Here is a 15,407-nt window from a genome sequence, read left to right as displayed (position 1 = left end):
GGGTGCCGGGCCCGGCGGGCGTGCCATCTCAGTCTCCGAACGATCGTCACGGAGTCCGAACTGTTCGCCGGCCGAGAAGGTCGGCGCAGGTCAGGGTCGGCAGGGTCGGCAGGGTCAGGAGGGTCGGGTCAGGAGGGTCGGGTCAGGGCAGCCGGACCAGGGCCCGGGCCAGTCCGAGCACCTTCTCGCCGCCGCTGGTCGCCACCAGGTCCACGCGCACCGTGCCGTCCTCGTTGACCGCGCTGACCCGGCCGGTGACGGTCAGCCGGGCCCCGGAGGCCTCGTCCACGCCGTCCGGCACCACCACCGGCTTGGTGAACCGCACCTGGTACTCCACGACCATCCCCGGGTCGCCGCACCAGTCGGTGACCACGCGGACCGCCTCGGCCATGGTGAACATGCCGTGTGCGATCACGTCGGGCAGGCCCACGGACTGCGCGAAGCGCTCGTTCCAGTGGATCGGGTTGAAGTCGCCGGAGGCGCCGGCGTACTTCACCAGGTCCACGCGCCGGATCGGGAACGTCTGCTCGGGCAGCACATCGCCCTTGGCGACGTCGGCGAACTTGATCACGACTGCTCCCCCTCGGCGGCTTCGGCGGCTCCGACCACGACCAGCTTGGAGAACCCGGACACCACGTGCTCGCCGTCCACGGTGGCCAGGTCGGTGCGGGTGCTCAGGAAACCCTGGCCCATGCGCTCGCTGATGTCCTCGATGATCACCGTCGCGGTCAGCTGGTCGTCGGCGTAGATCGGCCGGGAGTAGACGAAGCGCTGCTCGCCGTGCAGGACCCGGCTGAAGTCCAGCCCCAGGTCCGGGTCCTCGATGATGACCGTCGCTGCCGGCCAGGTGATGGCGATCGGGAAGGTCGGCGGGGCCAGCACGTCGCGGTGCCCGAAGTCCTGGGCCACCGCCGGGTCGCGGTAGACCGGGTTCGGGTCGCCGATCGCGTCGGCGAACTCTCGGATCTTCTCGCGGCCGACCTCGTACACCGCGGTGGGCGGGTAGGTCCGGCCGATGAAACCGGCGTCCAGCGCCATGGTCCCTGTGCCTCCTTGGATACGAAGAAACCGCCCGCGCCCACTCCCGGGGGAGTCGGCGGGGCGGTCCAAAACTACAGGCCGCGCGCGCGGGCCCGGCAGTGCGGGCCGCGGACTGCGGAGACTAGCGGGTCTCGCGGTGCGGGGTGTGCTTGTTGCACCAGCGGCAGTGCTTCTTCAGCTCCAGGCGGTCCGGGTCGTTGCGGCGGTTCTTCTTGGTGATGTAGTTGCGCCGCTTGCACTCGGTGCACGCGAGGGTGATCTTCGGCCGGACGTCGACAGCAGCCACAGGGGTGCCTCTTTCTTTCTTCGAGGGCTCCGGACCTTCCCAGGTCGGCCCTCACGATGGACAACCCTGCAAGGATACCTTGCAGGGCTGGGGGTTCTGCCTAATGCGTAGCGGTGGCCGGACTTGAACCGGCGACACAGCGATTATGAGCCGCTTGCTCTACCAGGCTGAGCTACACCGCCACTCGATCAACGAACCGAACAGTCCGGCGGACACGGGTTTTCACCCTTTTGTGTCCGCCGGACCACCGGCGTGACCTGAGCCCCTTTACGGAATCGAACCGTAGACCTTCTCCTTACCATGGAGACGCTCTGCCGACTGAGCTAAAGGGGCGAGCAAGGAATAAGTTACACGGTCTTGGGCCAGGCGCGAAATCGGGTTTGCGGACGCCGTGTCGCAGTGCTCGTCCAGTACGCTCAGCCGCATGTCAGAGCCTGTGGCGCGCAGCCGAAGCCAGTGGACCGTGCACGGCGAGCGGCCGGTTTATGAGAACCCGTGGCTGGACGTCCTGATGGCCGACGTCGAACTCGCCGACGGCACCCGCTTCGAGCACCACGTGGTCCGCACCCGCGAGGCCGCCAGCTGTGTGGTGACCAGGACCGAGGCCGGCCGCGAGGAGGTGCTGCTGATCTGGCGGCACCGCTTCGCGATCGACAAGTGGGTCTGGGAGATCCCCTCCGGACTGATCGAGGAGGGCGAGGACCCGGCCGACACCGCGCGCCGCGAGGTCGAGGAGGAGACCGGCTGGCGGGTGAGCGAGGTCACACCGCTGCTGTCATTTCACCCGGTCGGGGGCATGCTCCGGACGCGCTACCGGCTGTTCCGCGCGGTCGGCGCGGAACACGTCGGCGAGCCGACGGAGGAGAACGAGGCCGAGAAGGTCGCCTGGATTCCGCTGGACGAGGTACTCGGGCTGGTCGACGCCGGGCTGATCGCCACATCATCGTCGTTGGTCGGACTGCTGCGGGTGCTGGCCGAGCGGTAGGGGCGGCCGGCGCGGCGCCGCCGGTGTGGTGCGGCGCCGCGCCGACCCGAACGGGGGGCGGCCGAACGGCTCACGCGAAGCCGAACACCACGGTCACGGTCACCGTGACGTCGGTGCTGCCCATCTGGATCGGCACCGCGCTCGTCGCGCCGGCGGCCACGGGCGCGCGGACGTCGACCGGGCTGGGGGTCGGGTTGCCGTCGCTCTCCTCGACCCGCACCACCTGGCCCAGGGTGCGGCCCGCGGACTTCGCGTACTGCGCCGCCTTGACCTTGGCGTCGTTGAAGGCGGCGTCACGCGCCTGACTCAAGGGCCCGGAGGTGTTCTGCAGATCGGTCGACAATCCGGAGATCTGGGTGGCGTTCCCGCCGGCCGCCGACGCGGCGGAGATCGTCGCGCCCGCGGACTTCGGATCGCGCAGCGTCACGGTCAGGTTCTCCGAGGCCTGATACCCGGTGACCGTCGTCTTGCCGCCGGAATCCGCATACTGGGGACCGACATTCAACCCCGAGGTCTTCTGGTCCGCGGTGGCGACCTTGTTGCCGGTCAGCGAGTTCTGCACCGCGCCCATCGTCGCGGCCAGCGTGTTCATCGCCGAGCTGACGTCGGCGGCGGTGTCGCTCACGGTCAGCGTGAGGATGAGCGTGTCGGGGGTCCCGGTCACCTTCCCGGTGCCCTGTACGGTGATGCCGGGGAACGCGTCCGGCGCCACCGCCGTGGAGTCCGCGGCCAGCACGGACCCGTAGGGCGCGGCGCTGGCGTCCGGCGCCGAGCTGCTGCCGGACAGGCCGATCGCGACCGCGCCGCCGGCGGCCAGAAGAGTCGCGACGCCGAGCACCAAGCCGCGGCGGGTGAAGCTGAGGGTGAGGTCCATGGCCGTTGGATGCGGCCGATCTAGGTTCGGTTCCCGCGTGCCATCAGTGCCATCAGTGCGATCGGTGCCATCGGTGCCATCAGTGCCATCAGTGCGATCGGTGCCATCGGTGCCATCGGTGCCATCGGTGCCATCGGTGCCATCATCGGCGGATGGCGACGCTGCGCGCGGTGGTGGAGATCGAGCCCTGGGCCGACGAGTCCGACGCGCCCTGGCCGATCGAGAAGGCGGAACCGTACCGCTGGGAGGTCCTCGACGGATCGACCCCGCCGGCCACGATCGGCACGGTCATGGCCGCGCTCGCGAAGTGGTGCCGCCCGGAGGACGCCGATGACGACCACGAGCCGACGGCCGCCGAAGCGCTGCGGTGGATAGCGGCGGCGGACTACCTGGTGCTCAGCGCCGGGATCCAGGCCGCCGACAGCGGGACGGCGGTGAACCCGGGCTGCTGCGTCGACCTCGAAACCTGGCGGGACTGGCCGAACACCTGGCACGGCCATCCCGGACCGCAGATCAAACACGCCGACGACGCGCTGCTGATCCGCGGGGACAAGAAATCGCAGGACTCTGTGACGATCGCGACCGGCACGCTGCCCGCACTGATGGCGGGTGTTCGCGACGACCTGATTGCGTTCCTGGCCGCCGTCGAGCGCTGGGCGACAGACCTGTGCGCCGACGCCGGGTTGGCCGCCGAGATGATCGCCAACATCGACCACCACGTGGTCATCAGCGCGCCGCTGGATCAGCTTTAAGCGCGCACCACCCGCACACCGAGATCCGTGAACCGTGCCACCATCTCCTCCGGCGCGTCGCCGTCGGTCACCAGCGTCGTCACCTCGGATATCGGGCATATCCGGGCGAAGGCCCGCCGTCCCAGCTTCGAGGAGTCGGCGACCACCACCACGTGCCGGGCCCGCGAGGCCAGCGTCTGGTTCACGGTGGCCTCGGCCTCGTTGTGCGCGCTGGCACCGTGCTCCGCGTCGAGGGCGTCCACGCCGAGGATCGCCAGGTCCAGCGCCACGCGTTCGAGCATCGCCGCCGCCACCGGGCCGACCAGCTCGTAGGACTTCGGCGAGCCGACGCCACCGGTCGCGACCACGTGCAGATACGGCCGCACCACCAGTTCCTGCGCGATGTTCAGCGCGTTCGTCACGACGGTCACCGCCGGCCCGCGCTGCTCCCCCGCCAGGTCCGCGCGCGTGGCCAGGGCCCGGGCCACCTCGGTCGCCGTGGTGCCGCCGTTGATGCCGACCGTGGAGCCGACCGCGACCATGCCGGCCGCGACCGAGGCGATGCGCTGCTTCTCGGGGGCGTGCCGGGCCACCTTGAAGCGTAGGGGCAGGTCGTAGGAGACGCTGTGCGCCGTGGCGCCGCCGCGGGTCCGCGAGAGCAGCTGCTGCGCGGCGAGCTCGTCGAAGTCGCGGCGCACGGTGGCCGCCGAGACCCCGAGTTTGTCGGCGGTCTCCTCGATCTCCAGTCTGCCGAGTTCGGCGAGCATCTCCAGCAGGACGCTCCAGCGCTCGTAGCGGTTCACGTGGGTCCTTTCCCCTGTTCCAAGCACACCATGACGGGATCGTGACCTTGTTTGCAAGATTTTCTGGCACACTGAAGCGATCCTGCAAGGTGTCAGCGCCAAAGCTAGCCAAATCCTAGGGGGCCGTCGGTTGAGCGTCCTGCGCCTGGCCTCCGCGCTGCTCCCGGTGGCCGCGATCGGCCCGGAGAACCCGCTTCCGCCGCTGCGCAAGCTCGCGGACCCCCGCGGCGACCTGGACGTCTCCGAAGCCGACGCCGAGATGGTCGCCAACCTCGGCTACGGCCACGTGGAATCCCTACTGCCGTACACCTTCCAGGACGGCTACACCCGCGAGACACCCGACCGCGAACTGGTCACGGCGGTGCTGGAGAACGACGTCCTGCGCGCCGAATTCCTCCTGAGCCACGGCGGCCGCCTGATGTCCCTGCGCCACAAACCCACGGGCCGCGAACTCCTGCACTTCCCCCCGAAGCTCCAGCTCGCCAACCTGGGCCTGCGCAACGCCTGGTTCGCCGGCGGCGTCGAATGGAACCTGGGCACCTTCGGCCACACCGCCCTCACCTGTTCCCCGATGCACGCGGTGCGCGTCACCCGCGACGACGGCACCCCGGTCCTGCGCATGTACGAGTACGAGCGCCAGCGCCGCCTGGTCTACCAGCTCGACTGCTACCTGCCCGACGGCTCGCCGGCCCTGCTGGTCCATGTCCGCGTCCACAACCCCTTCCCCGAGGACGCGCCGGTCTACTGGTGGAGCAGCGCCGCCGTACCGCAGACCTCTGATACCCGTGCCCTGATGCCCGCGACCTCGGCGTACCACTTCTCCTACACCGGGAAGATGCGCCGCATCCCGTTCCCGCGCTGGCGCGACGCCGACACTTCCTACCCCGGCCGCATCGACTACGGCGCCGACTACTTCGCCGAGATCCCGGACGGCGAACGCCGCTGGATCGCGGCCGTCGACGCGGGCGGATCAGGGCTCTTCCAGACCTCGACCGACCGGATGCGCGGCCGCAAGCTGTTCCACTGGGGCACCGGATCCGGCGGCCGCAACTGGCAGGACTGGCTGTCCGGCCCCCGCCGGGAGTACTTCGAGATCCAGGCCGGCCTGGCCCGCACCCAGCTAGAACACCTGCGCCTGCCGGGCCGCCAGTCGTTCTCCTGGGTCGAGGCGTACGGCCTGCTCCAGACCGATCCCGAAAACGTGCACGGCGCGAAGTGGCCCGACGCCACCAGGGCCGCCGCGTCCGCCCTCGCCGAGCTGCTGCCCGCGCACCGCCTGGACGAGGAGCTGGCGACGATGGCCGCGCTGGCCGACCGGCCGCCGGAGGAGGTCCTGCACGCCGGCACCGGCTGGGGCGCGCTGGAACGCCGCGCACTGGGCCGCAACCGCGCCCTGAACCTGCCGGGCACACCGTTCCCCGACGCCACGATCGGCCGCGACCAGCAGTCCTGGCTCTCGCTGGTCCGCAAGGGCCAGATGCCGACGCCGGCCCCGGCGCTGCCGCCCTCGTCCTACGCCGTCGGCCCGGTCTGGCGGACGCTGTTGGAGAAGGCGACCAGCGATCCGGCGCACGCGACCTGGTTCACCTGGCTGCATCTGGGCGTGAACCGCTATCACGCCGGCGATCTGCCCGGTGCCCGCGAGGCCTGGGACCGGTCGATGGCCCAGGCCGAAACCGCGTGGGCGCACCGGAATCTCGCGATCCTGGACGAGTCCGCGGGACGCCTGGACGAGGCCGCGGACCGCTATCTGCGTGCCTGGCAGCTCTCACCGCGCCTGCGCCCCCTGACCATCGAGACCCTGCGCGCGCTGATCACCGCCGGGCGTCCCGGCGAGGCCCTGGGCATCGTCGACCGGCTCAAGGAGCCCGACCGCTTCGCCGGCCGGATCCTCATGCTGGAGTGCCGCGCCGCCCTGAACGCCGGCGATCTGGTGCGGGCGCGCCGGATCCTGGAGACCGGTCTGGTCGTCGAGGACGTCCGCGAGGGCGAGGACCCGCTGTCGGACATGTGGTGGGAGTTCCACTCCCGGCAGGCCGGCGGGCTCGGTCCGGTCGTGTCACAGCGGTTGCGCGAAGAGCACCCGCTGCCGTGCAGCTACGACTACAGCGTCCGCCAGCTGTAGCAGCCCCCTTCCTCACAGCACCCGATTCAGCCGCAGCTCATCAGGGCTGCGGCTGCTTTGTGACGCCGTTTCTCGCAGGTTTTGCAACTTTGTGCGCGCCACTGCAATCAGAGATCTCAATATCGCATCGCTGAAAGAAATCTTGCAAAGAATGCTTGTAGTTCACGCGATCGGCGTCCTACTGTCTCCTCCCAGCACCCCGAGTGATCCTTCCGGTCCTTATCTCAGTCCGGCTCTTCGGCCGTCCTAGCCTTCGGAGGAAACGAATATGGGCAGCAGCACCGGCCGGGGCCCCCGGCTTCTCGCTATAGCCACCGCCGCAGTCCTCGCGGTCGGTGTCAGCGCGTGCTCCAGCAGCAAGAGCAGCTCGTCGGCGGGCGGCTCCGGCAAGTCCGGCGGCAGCTTCAGCTACTGGTCGATGTGGCGGCAGGACGAGCCGCAGGCCAAGGTGATCCAGGCGGCGATCAACCAGTTCACCGCGGACACCGGCATCAAGGTCAACGTCGAGTGGACCGGCCGGGACGTGGCCAAGAAGATCGGCCCGGCGATGGCCGCGGGCAAGGCCCCCGACATGTGGGACGAGGGCGCGGACGTCATCTACGGCGCGGCGGCGCAGAACGGCAACGCCAAGGACCTCTCCGCGGTCCTGGACATGACCATCCCGACCGACAACGAGAAGGTCTCCGCCGCGATCCCCTCGAAGTACTGGGACTCGCTGCCCAAGGACCCCAACGGCGGCCAGCACTGGGTGATCCCCTACGAGGCCAGCACCGCGGGCATCTTCTACAACTCCGCCGACCCGGCCGTCTCGGCCGCGATGGGCTCCCAGCCGGCCACCTGGGACGACTTCATCAAGGTCTGCGACGCGCTGAAGGCCAAGAGCGAGCCCTGTCTGGCCTCCGAGGGCGAGGACCCCTGGACCAACGGCCTCTGGTTCGACTACCTTCTCAACGCCGGCGGGGTGAACTTCAACGACCTGGCGACCGACAAGACCGGGGCGGCCTGGGACAACCCGGCCGTGCTGAAGGCCGCGCAGCAGGTCGAGCAGCTGGTCAAGGGCGGCTACATCATCCCGACCTACACCGCCACGAAGTACCCGGCGCAGCAGACCAACTGGGCCGGCGGCAAGGCCGGCTTCCTGATGAACGGCAACTGGGTCACCGCCGAGGTCGCCAAGCAGATCCCGGCCACGTGGAAGTACGGCTTCATGCTCCCGCCGGGCGCGACCCAGCCGGACTCGATGGTCTTCGGCTTCGCGCTGACCAAGAACGCCAAGAACGTCAGCCAGGCCGAGCAGTTCATGGCCTACTTCCTGCAGAAGAAGACGCTCTCGGGCATCTCCACCGAGGCCGGCAACATCACGCCGCGCACCGACATCCCGGCGCCGGCCGAGCTGACCGACGTGCAGAAGACCCTGGACGCCCCCAAGCTGCGCATCACCTTCGACGGGGTGTCCGGCGACTGGACCACCAAGGTGTGGAACCAGAACTTCCTGGACTTCTGGCACGGCAAGATCGACGCCGCGACCTTCGTCTCGAAGATGAAGTCCGACCAGGTCTCCTTCTGGAAGAGCCAGAGCTGACCATGAGCACCGCCACCCTGCCGGACTCGTCCCGGGCGCGCCGCGCCCGGGGCGGGTCCGCCTCGCGTCCGCCGGTCGGCGCGGCCCCGCTGGAGCGCTCGCGCCGCCGCATGTTCTGGGCCTTCACCACCCCGGCCGTCCTGGTCTACGTCGTGCTGTTCCTGGTCCCGGTCGGCTACGCGGCTTGGACCAGCCTGTACAAGTGGGACGGCATCGGCCCGAAGAAGTGGAAGGGCCTGAAGAACTATCAGACCCTGTGGCAGGACCCGATCTTCCGGCACTCGCTGACCAACACGCTGAAGATCCTGTTCGTCGGCGGAGTCCTCACCTTCGCGATCGCCTTCGCGCTGATGCTGATCCTGCGCGAGATGAACCGCAAGCTGTTCGCCCGCTCGGTGCTGTTCTTCCCGTGCCTGGTGAACGCGATGGTGTTCGGCATCGCCGCGGGCGTCCTGTTCTCCCCCACCGGACCGGTGAACAAGGTACTGCAGCTGCTCGGCTGGAGCCATCCGCCGCAGTGGCTGGCGACCGAGCACCTGCAGACCATGATCCTGGGGACCCTGGTGTGGACGGCCACCGGCTACTACACCGCGATCCTGATGGCCGCCGTGGACCAGATCCCCGAGTACCTCTACGAGGCCGCCGAGCTCGACGGCGCCAACGCCTTCCAGCGCTTCCGGCACGTGACGCTTCCGATGTGCTGGGACGTGATCTCGGTCTGCGCGGTGCTGTGGACGGTGAGCTCGGTGAAGATCTTCGAGCTGATCCTGATGTACGGCGGCAGCAGCGGCGCGCAGCCGCCGTCGGACTCCTGGAACACCGCGATGTACGTCTACATAGAAGCCTTCCCGACGGCTTCGACGCCACAGCTGGGCCTGGCCACTGCCGCCGCGCTGGTGAGTCTGTTCCTGGTGGTCGTCTTCACGGTCGTGCTGCGCCGGCTGCTGCGCCGCGACCCCATCGAGTACTGATCCGGGGGAGCTCATGACGTCCCGAACAATGACCGCCGCCCGGCGCAGGCCCGCCAGCCTGCCGATGCGGATCGCCACCGGCGTGGTGTGGGTGGTGGTGGCCGCCGACATCGCCCTGATCGGCTGGATCCTGCTGACCTCGCTGCGCGACGGCACCGACATCCTCAACCACCCCTTCGGCGTGCCGACGCACCCCAAGTTCGCCAACTACGGCAAGGTGTTCTCCGACGGCGGCTTCGGCCAGGCCGCGCTGAACAGCGTCCTGGTCGCCGTGCTGTCCTCGGTCCTGGCCGTCGCGGTGGCCGCGCCCTGCGCCTACGCGCTGGCCCGCCGCCGCAACCGGGTCTCCGGCGCGATGAGCATGACCTTCGCCATGGGCTTGGGGGTGCCGGGGCAGGTCATGGTGGTCCCGCTGTTCATCGGCATGGCCAAGGCGAACCTGGACGACTCCCAGCCCGGCCTGATCCTGGTGTATCTGGGCCTGGCGATGCCCTTCACCGTCTACCTGCTGACCGGCTTCTTCTCCGGCATCCCCCAGGTGCTGGAGGAGGCCGCGGTGCTGGACGGCGCCGGGGCGCTGCGCACCTTCACCAAGGTGATCCTGCCGGTGGCGCGCGGCGGCCTGATCACCGCGTTCCTGCTGCAGTTCATCTCGGCGTGGAACGAGACGCTGTTCGCCATCGTGCTGACCCACAGCCAGGACAAGGTGACGCTGCCGGTGGCGCTGTCCAACTTCGTCCAGGAGGCCCAGCTCAACGGCCTGGACTGGGGCGCGATGTTCGCCGGGGTGTGCGTGGTGCTGGCCCCGATGATCGCGTTGTTCAGCTGGCTCGGCAGCCGCATCATCCAAGGTATGACAGTGGGGATTGGCAAGTGAGCACGCACCTCCGACGCGACGTCCTGGCCATCGAGGGCGCCGCCGACCCGGCCGCCGGAACGCTGCCGATCCTGAACGGGATCGCCCGGCCCGGCTTCGACTCGGCCGTGGCCCCCTACCCGGACATGGCCCGCAACCTGGAGTACGGACGGCCCCCGACGCTGCTGCCGTACACGATGCAGGACTCGTACACGCGCGAGCGCACCCCGCGCGAACTGCCGACCCTGGTCCTGGAGAACGAGGTGCTGACCGCCACGTTCCTCCCGGACCACGGCGGCCGGCTGTGGTCCCTGGTGCACCGGCCGACCGGCCGCGAACTGCTGCACCGCAACCCGATCCTGCAGCCGGCGAACCTGGCGCTGCGCGACGCGTGGCTGGCCGGCGGCGTGGAGTGGAACCTCGGCGGCACCGGCCACTGGCCGCTGACCTGCTCGCCGCTGCACGCGGTCCGGCTGAGCGCGCCGGACGGCACGCCGGTGCTGCGGATGTACGAGTTCGAGCGGCTGCGCCGGGTGGTGATGACGGTCGACGCCTGGCTGCCGGCCGGCTCGCCGGCGCTGCTGGTCCACGTCTGGCTGCACAACCCGGCCGAGGCGCCGACGCCGGTGTACTGGTGGTCGAACATCGCGGTGCCGCAGAGCCCTGACGTGCGCGTGGTGGCGCCGGCGGAGCGCGCCTTCCACTTCGACTACACGGCGCAGCTGAAACTCGTCGACTTCCCGAACGGCGACACCGCCGACACGGCCGACACCAGCAACGCCGCCGACCAGAGCTACCCCGCACGGTTCCCGGCGGCGGCGGACTTCTTCATGGACATCCCGTCCGGCGAGCGCCGCTGGATCGCCGCCCTGGACGCGAGCGGCTCGGGCCTGGTGCAGACCTCGACCGACCGGCTGATCGGCCGCAAGCTCTTCCAGTGGGGCATCGGGGCCGGCGGCCGGCGCTGGCAGGAGTGGCTGTCCGGTCCGGACGCGGAGTACATCGAGATCCAGGCCGGGCTGGCCCGGACTCAGTTGGAGCACCTGGAGCTGCCCGGCGGTGCCACGTGGGAGTGGGTCGAGGCGTACGGGCTGCTGGAGGCGGATCCGGCGGCGGTGCACGGGACGTGGGATGAGTCCCGCGCCGCGGTGGCCGGGGCGCTGGAGCAGTTGGTGCCGCGGGCTTCGTTGGAGGCCGCGCTCGGTGACGCACAACGGTTCGAGGATGCCGCCAATGCCGCTGATGCCGCCGATGCCGCCCCGGAACTGTTGCACCGGGGCTCCGGCTGGGGCGCGCTCGAGATCGCGGCCGGCGCCGTGGCCGACGACCCCCTGCACCCGTTCGGGTCCTGCGACGCCGAGCAGCAGCCGTGGCTGGACCTGCTGCTGACCAAGCGGCTGCCGCCCAGCGAGCCGCCGGCGTCCCCGGTCACCGGCCCGAAGTGGCGCGCCCTGCTCGAGGCCTGCGCCGACGACTGGCACGCGCTCTACCACCTCGGCCTGCTCCGCCTCGCCGACGGCGACCGCGACGGCGCCCGCGAAGCGTGGACCCGGTCGCTGGCCGACCGCCCGAACGCGTGGGCGCAGCGGGCCCTGGCGCACCTCGCCGACTCGCCGGAGGAGGCCGCGAACCAGACCCTGGCGGCCCACCGCATGTACCCTGATCTGCGCGAACTCACCATCGAGACCCTCAAGGCCCTGCTTGCCGCCGACCGCCCCCACGACACGCTGAGCGTCATCGGCGCGCTGTCCCCGGAGGACCGGGACAACGGCCGGATCCGCCTGTACCACGCGGAGGCCGCGCAGGCGATCGGTGACATCGACCAGGTCCGGCGCCTGCTCGACGAGGGCATCACCGTCGACAACCTCCAGGAGGGCGAGGCCTCCCTGGACCTGCTGTGGCTCGCCGCCCACCCCGACCGACCAGTACCGCCCGAGTACGACTTCCGGATGTCCGGAAGCTGATTCGAGAGGAACGCATGGCGCACCTCACCGTCCGCCGCACCGTCGCGGGAGCCGTGGCGGCCGCTGGTCTGGCCCTCGGCACCGCCCCGGCGGTCCAGGCCCACGGCATCGGGCCCCAGGCCGGCACGTTCTACTACGTCGACTGTTCACGCACCCACGACGGCGACGGTTCGGCCGCGCATCCGTGGAACACGCTGGCCGCCGTGGACAAGCCGGTCTTCTCGCCGGGCGACCACATCCTGTTCGCGCGCGGAACGACGTGTGTCGGCACCCTCGCACCGCGGGGTTCCGGCGTGGCGGGCTCGGACATCGTGGTGGACGCGTACGGTTCGGCCAGGCAGGCCCTCCCGCGGATCGACGGCGACGGCGCGGTCGAGACGGTGTCGCTGCGCAACCAGCAGTACTTCGAGATCCACCGCCTGGACGTGACCAACGCGGCGAACCCCGGCACCAACCACCGCGGCATCCATGTGGACGCGCAGGACGCCGGCAAGCTGTCGCACATCGTGATCTCCGGCGTGACCGTCCACGACGTGCTCGGGGACGACACGAAGGACGCCGACGGCAGCGACGGGATCGTGGTCAGCGTGCACGGGACGAGCGTCCCGACGTGGTTCGACGACGTGCGGATCGCCGGGAACACGCTGAAGCATGTGAACCGCGAAGGGATCGTCACCGCCTCGTCCTGGCAGCAGTACGAAGGACTGCAGGAGCACCCCTTCACCAACGTCCTGATCCAGGACAACACCCTGTCCCAGACCGGCGGCGACGGCATCGTGGTCGAGCAGACCTCCGGCGGCCTGGTCGACCACAACACGCTGGCCGGCTTCAACGTCGCCTCGCACGGCTACAACGCGGGCATCTGGCCGTGGGACTCCGACCACGTGACGTTCCAGTACAACGACGTCTCCGGCGGCCACGGCCACCTGGACTCGATGGCCTACGACATCGACGACTTCACGGACACGATCGTCTACCAGTACAACTACAGCCACGACAACGACGGCGGCTTCGCCCTCATCTGCGGCACCGCCGACGGCTACGTCCGCAACTCGGTGATCCGCTACAACATCAGCCAGGACGACTCCTACCGCGGCATCGAGAACTGCTCAGGCCCCTCCGGCCCGGTGCAGGCCTACAACAACACGATCTACGTGAAGCCCGGCGCCGGCATGGCCGTGCTGCGCGAGAACAACGACAGCACGGCCCGGAACGTGCAGTTCACGAACAACGTGGTCGTGAACGCCGGCGCCCCGGCCGACGCGACCTTCGCCCTGTCCGCGGCGACGAGCTACCAGCTGACGGACAACACCTTCTACAACACCGCGACCGCCCCGGGCACCGGCACACTGACCACGAACCCGCACTTGGTCGCAGGCGGCACCGGCCCGCGCGGCGAACGCCTGTGCACCGGCTCACCGGCCCTGGCCAGCGGCATCGCCATCGCGCACAACGGCGGACGGGACTACTTCGGCAACGCGATCCCGTCCGGCGCCCCGAACCGCGGCGCCTACGCCGGGGCGGGGGTGCGCGGCTGCTGATCGGGCGAGACGAGCGCGCAGCGGCATCCGGTGGGGGGAGCCGCTGCGCGCTTGCCGTGTTTGGCTGTGTTTAGCGGTCGCTGCCCAGAAACGTCAGGGCCGCCGCGACATTGACCGACAGATCGAGCAGGCTGTCGAGCACCAACCGGTCCTCATCGCCGCCTCGATCGGATCCACCGACACCACCAGCGCGCCCAGCTCGCGGGCCAGCGGCTCGGCGACCGTGCTCTTGCCCGCGCCGGGGAGGCCCGCCATCGCGATCAGCATGACGACACCATTGCATGGTTGGGGGCTGGCGGCGGTTGGGAGGCGCCGGGCGGTCCTGCCGATCACGCTGATGGCGCCAGCCGATCCTCAGCTCCGCCCCTCCCCCCGATACAACTCCACCTCGCCCTCCAGCTCGATCGCCAGCACCGTCACCACCGGGTCCGCGACGCTCGGCGCGTCGATCGCCAGCACCCCGGGCACCGGGTCGAAGCCGCCGTAGCGGCGGTGCGTCAGCTCCTCGCCGGTGGCCAGTGCGGTGACGCGCTTGACCTTGCTCGTCAGGCCCTTGATCGTCACCGCTTCGCGCGGCGGGTCGTAGCAGAACACGTACAGCGTGCGCCGGTCCGCCGACACGGTCGTCGGTGCGTAGACGTGCCCCGCGGGGATGCCGCGGACCGTGCCGAAGACCGCCGGCTCGTTGCGGGCGATCCAGCGGCCCAGCGCCTCCAGGCGTGAGGCCTGCTCCGGGGGGATCGAGCCGTCGGCGCGGGGGCCGACGTCCAGGAGGAGGTTGCCGCCGCCGGCGATGGTTTCGACGAAGGTGCGGACCAGCAGGGTGATCGGCTTGTGGTCGTGGTCGTTGCGCTGGAAGCCCCACGAGTTGTTCACCGTGTAGCACAGTTCCCACGGCCCCTCCGGCGGCGTGATCGGCGCGCCCTGCTCGGGCGTCGCGTAGTCGCCGTGGCCCAGCAGGCGGGAGTTGAAGACCATGTCCGCCTTCAGCGCCGTCAGCTGCTCCCGCAGCTCGGCCATGCGCCACTGCTCCTCGGGGCGTTCCCAGTCGCCGTCGAACCACAGCAGGTCCGGCTGGTAGCCCTCGACGATCTCCTTCAGCTGCGCGCGGTGGAACTTCAGGAAGCGTTCCCACGCCTGCGGATCCTCCGCGGCCCCGGCAACCTCGCCAGCCGCGCCGCTCTCGAACTCCTCCCGCGAGTGGAACGGGTAGTCCGGGTGCGACCAGTCCAGATGCGAGAAGTACAGCCCCACCTTCAGCCCCGCGTCGCGCATCGCCTGCGCGTACGGCGCCAGCAGGTCGCGCCCGGCCGGCGTCCGCTTCACCACGTTCAGATCGTTCTCGGCCGTCTCCCACAACGCGACGCCGTCATGGTGCTTGGACGTCAGTACCGCGTACCGCGCACCGGCCGCCTTGAACAGCCGGGCCCACTCCCCCGCGTCGTAAGCACTCGCGGTGAACCCGTCAAGCTGCTTCATGTAGTTCTCGTAGGTGATCTCGCCGTTGTAGAACGACCAGGACTCCGGGATGCCGTTGACGGCGTAGATCCCCCAGTGGACGAAGATGCCGAGCTTGGCGTCGGCGAACCAGGGCTGCATGGTCACGGTTCACCACGCTAGGCGCGAAGAGCAGTGCTGTGGATCGGTC

General features: G+C 69.9%; 15 protein-coding genes and 2 tRNA genes. 8 read left to right on the top strand and 9 right to left on the bottom strand.

Features of this window, described 5'->3' with window-relative positions; all coding sequences use genetic code 11:
• Positions 1-142 precede the first annotated feature (142 nt).
• From ABH926_RS12445 to ABH926_RS12425, 5 genes are all read right to left on the bottom strand, one after another.
• Positions 143-571, bottom strand: coding sequence for a MaoC family dehydratase (locus ABH926_RS12445; RefSeq protein ID WP_370365632.1), 429 nt, complete (start codon positions 569-571; stop codon positions 143-145).
• Complete coding sequence (locus tag ABH926_RS12440; protein ID WP_370365631.1) at positions 568-1,038, bottom strand: MaoC family dehydratase N-terminal domain-containing protein; 471 nt, start codon at positions 1,036-1,038, stop codon at positions 568-570. The genes ABH926_RS12445 and ABH926_RS12440 overlap by 4 nt, the downstream gene beginning before the upstream one ends.
• A 124-nt stretch (positions 1,039-1,162) precedes the next feature.
• A complete protein-coding gene (rpmG, locus tag ABH926_RS12435; protein ID WP_194892873.1) occupies positions 1,163-1,327 on the bottom strand; it encodes a 50S ribosomal protein L33 in 165 nt (54 codons plus the stop codon).
• Between the two features lie 108 nt (positions 1,328-1,435).
• Positions 1,436-1,509, bottom strand: a tRNA-Met gene (locus ABH926_RS12430).
• A gap of 78 nt (positions 1,510-1,587) precedes the next feature.
• Positions 1,588-1,660 (bottom strand) — tRNA-Thr (locus ABH926_RS12425).
• A gap of 91 nt (positions 1,661-1,751) precedes the next feature.
• Here ABH926_RS12425 and ABH926_RS12420 point away from each other — a divergent pair.
• Positions 1,752-2,312 (top strand): NUDIX hydrolase, encoded by a 561-nt coding sequence (locus tag ABH926_RS12420; protein ID WP_370365630.1) that lies wholly within the window; start codon positions 1,752-1,754, stop codon positions 2,310-2,312.
• Between the two features lie 70 nt (positions 2,313-2,382).
• Here the strand turns inward: ABH926_RS12420 and ABH926_RS12415 are convergent, their stop codons facing one another.
• Entirely contained in the window at positions 2,383-3,186 is an 804-nt protein-coding gene (locus tag ABH926_RS12415) for an SIMPL domain-containing protein (RefSeq protein WP_370365629.1), read from the bottom strand.
• Positions 3,187-3,338: 152 nt separating this feature from the next.
• Between ABH926_RS12415 and ABH926_RS12410 the strand changes: the two genes are divergently transcribed.
• Entirely contained in the window at positions 3,339-3,938 is a 600-nt protein-coding gene (locus ABH926_RS12410) for a hypothetical protein (protein WP_370365628.1), read from the top strand.
• Here the strand turns inward: ABH926_RS12410 and ABH926_RS12405 are convergent.
• The gene (locus ABH926_RS12405; RefSeq protein ID WP_370365627.1) at positions 3,935-4,720 is read right to left on the bottom strand and encodes a DeoR/GlpR family DNA-binding transcription regulator; all 786 of its coding nucleotides are present in this window, start codon (positions 4,718-4,720) and stop codon (positions 3,935-3,937) included. The genes ABH926_RS12410 and ABH926_RS12405 overlap by 4 nt on opposite strands.
• Before the next feature lie 130 nt (positions 4,721-4,850).
• On the opposite strand from ABH926_RS12405, the gene ABH926_RS12400 reads away from it, so the two are divergent.
• The 6 genes from ABH926_RS12400 to ABH926_RS12375 all read left to right on the top strand — a co-directional run bounded on the left by ABH926_RS12400 (position 4,851) and on the right by ABH926_RS12375 (position 13,759).
• Positions 4,851-6,845 carry a DUF5107 domain-containing protein gene (locus ABH926_RS12400; protein ID WP_370365626.1) on the top strand — a complete coding sequence of 665 codons (1,995 nt, stop codon included), beginning with the start codon at positions 4,851-4,853 and terminating at the stop codon, positions 6,843-6,845.
• Positions 6,846-7,113: 268 nt separating this feature from the next.
• Positions 7,114-8,427 carry an ABC transporter substrate-binding protein gene (locus ABH926_RS12395; protein WP_370365625.1) on the top strand — a complete coding sequence of 438 codons (1,314 nt, stop codon included), beginning with the start codon at positions 7,114-7,116 and terminating at the stop codon, positions 8,425-8,427.
• Positions 8,428-8,429: 2 nt separating this feature from the next.
• Entirely contained in the window at positions 8,430-9,398 is a 969-nt protein-coding gene (locus ABH926_RS12390) for a carbohydrate ABC transporter permease (protein WP_370365624.1), read from the top strand.
• 13 nt (positions 9,399-9,411) lie between these two features.
• Entirely contained in the window at positions 9,412-10,275 is an 864-nt protein-coding gene (locus ABH926_RS12385) for a carbohydrate ABC transporter permease (protein ID WP_370365623.1), read from the top strand.
• Positions 10,272-12,218: a DUF5107 domain-containing protein gene (locus tag ABH926_RS12380; protein ID WP_370365622.1), complete on the top strand. Its 1,947-nt coding sequence runs from the start codon at positions 10,272-10,274 to the stop codon at positions 12,216-12,218. The genes ABH926_RS12385 and ABH926_RS12380 overlap by 4 nt, the downstream gene beginning before the upstream one ends.
• 14 nt (positions 12,219-12,232) lie before the next feature.
• Entirely contained in the window at positions 12,233-13,759 is a 1,527-nt protein-coding gene (locus ABH926_RS12375; RefSeq protein ID WP_370365621.1) for a right-handed parallel beta-helix repeat-containing protein, read from the top strand.
• Positions 13,760-13,852: 93 nt separating this feature from the next.
• Here ABH926_RS12375 and ABH926_RS12370 read toward each other — a convergent pair whose 3' ends face one another.
• The gene (locus tag ABH926_RS12370; protein ID WP_370365620.1) at positions 13,853-14,026 is read right to left on the bottom strand and encodes an AAA family ATPase; all 174 of its coding nucleotides are present in this window, start codon (positions 14,024-14,026) and stop codon (positions 13,853-13,855) included.
• Positions 14,027-14,113: 87 nt separating this feature from the next.
• A complete protein-coding gene (locus tag ABH926_RS12365; protein WP_370365619.1) occupies positions 14,114-15,364 on the bottom strand; it encodes an alpha-L-fucosidase in 1,251 nt (416 codons plus the stop codon).
• Positions 15,365-15,407: the final 43 nt, after the last annotated feature.

Source organism: Catenulispora sp. GP43 (assembly GCF_041260665.1).
In the GTDB taxonomy this organism is placed as follows: domain Bacteria; phylum Actinomycetota; class Actinomycetes; order Streptomycetales; family Catenulisporaceae; genus Catenulispora.
This window is presented reverse-complemented; position numbering and strand designations above follow the sequence as displayed.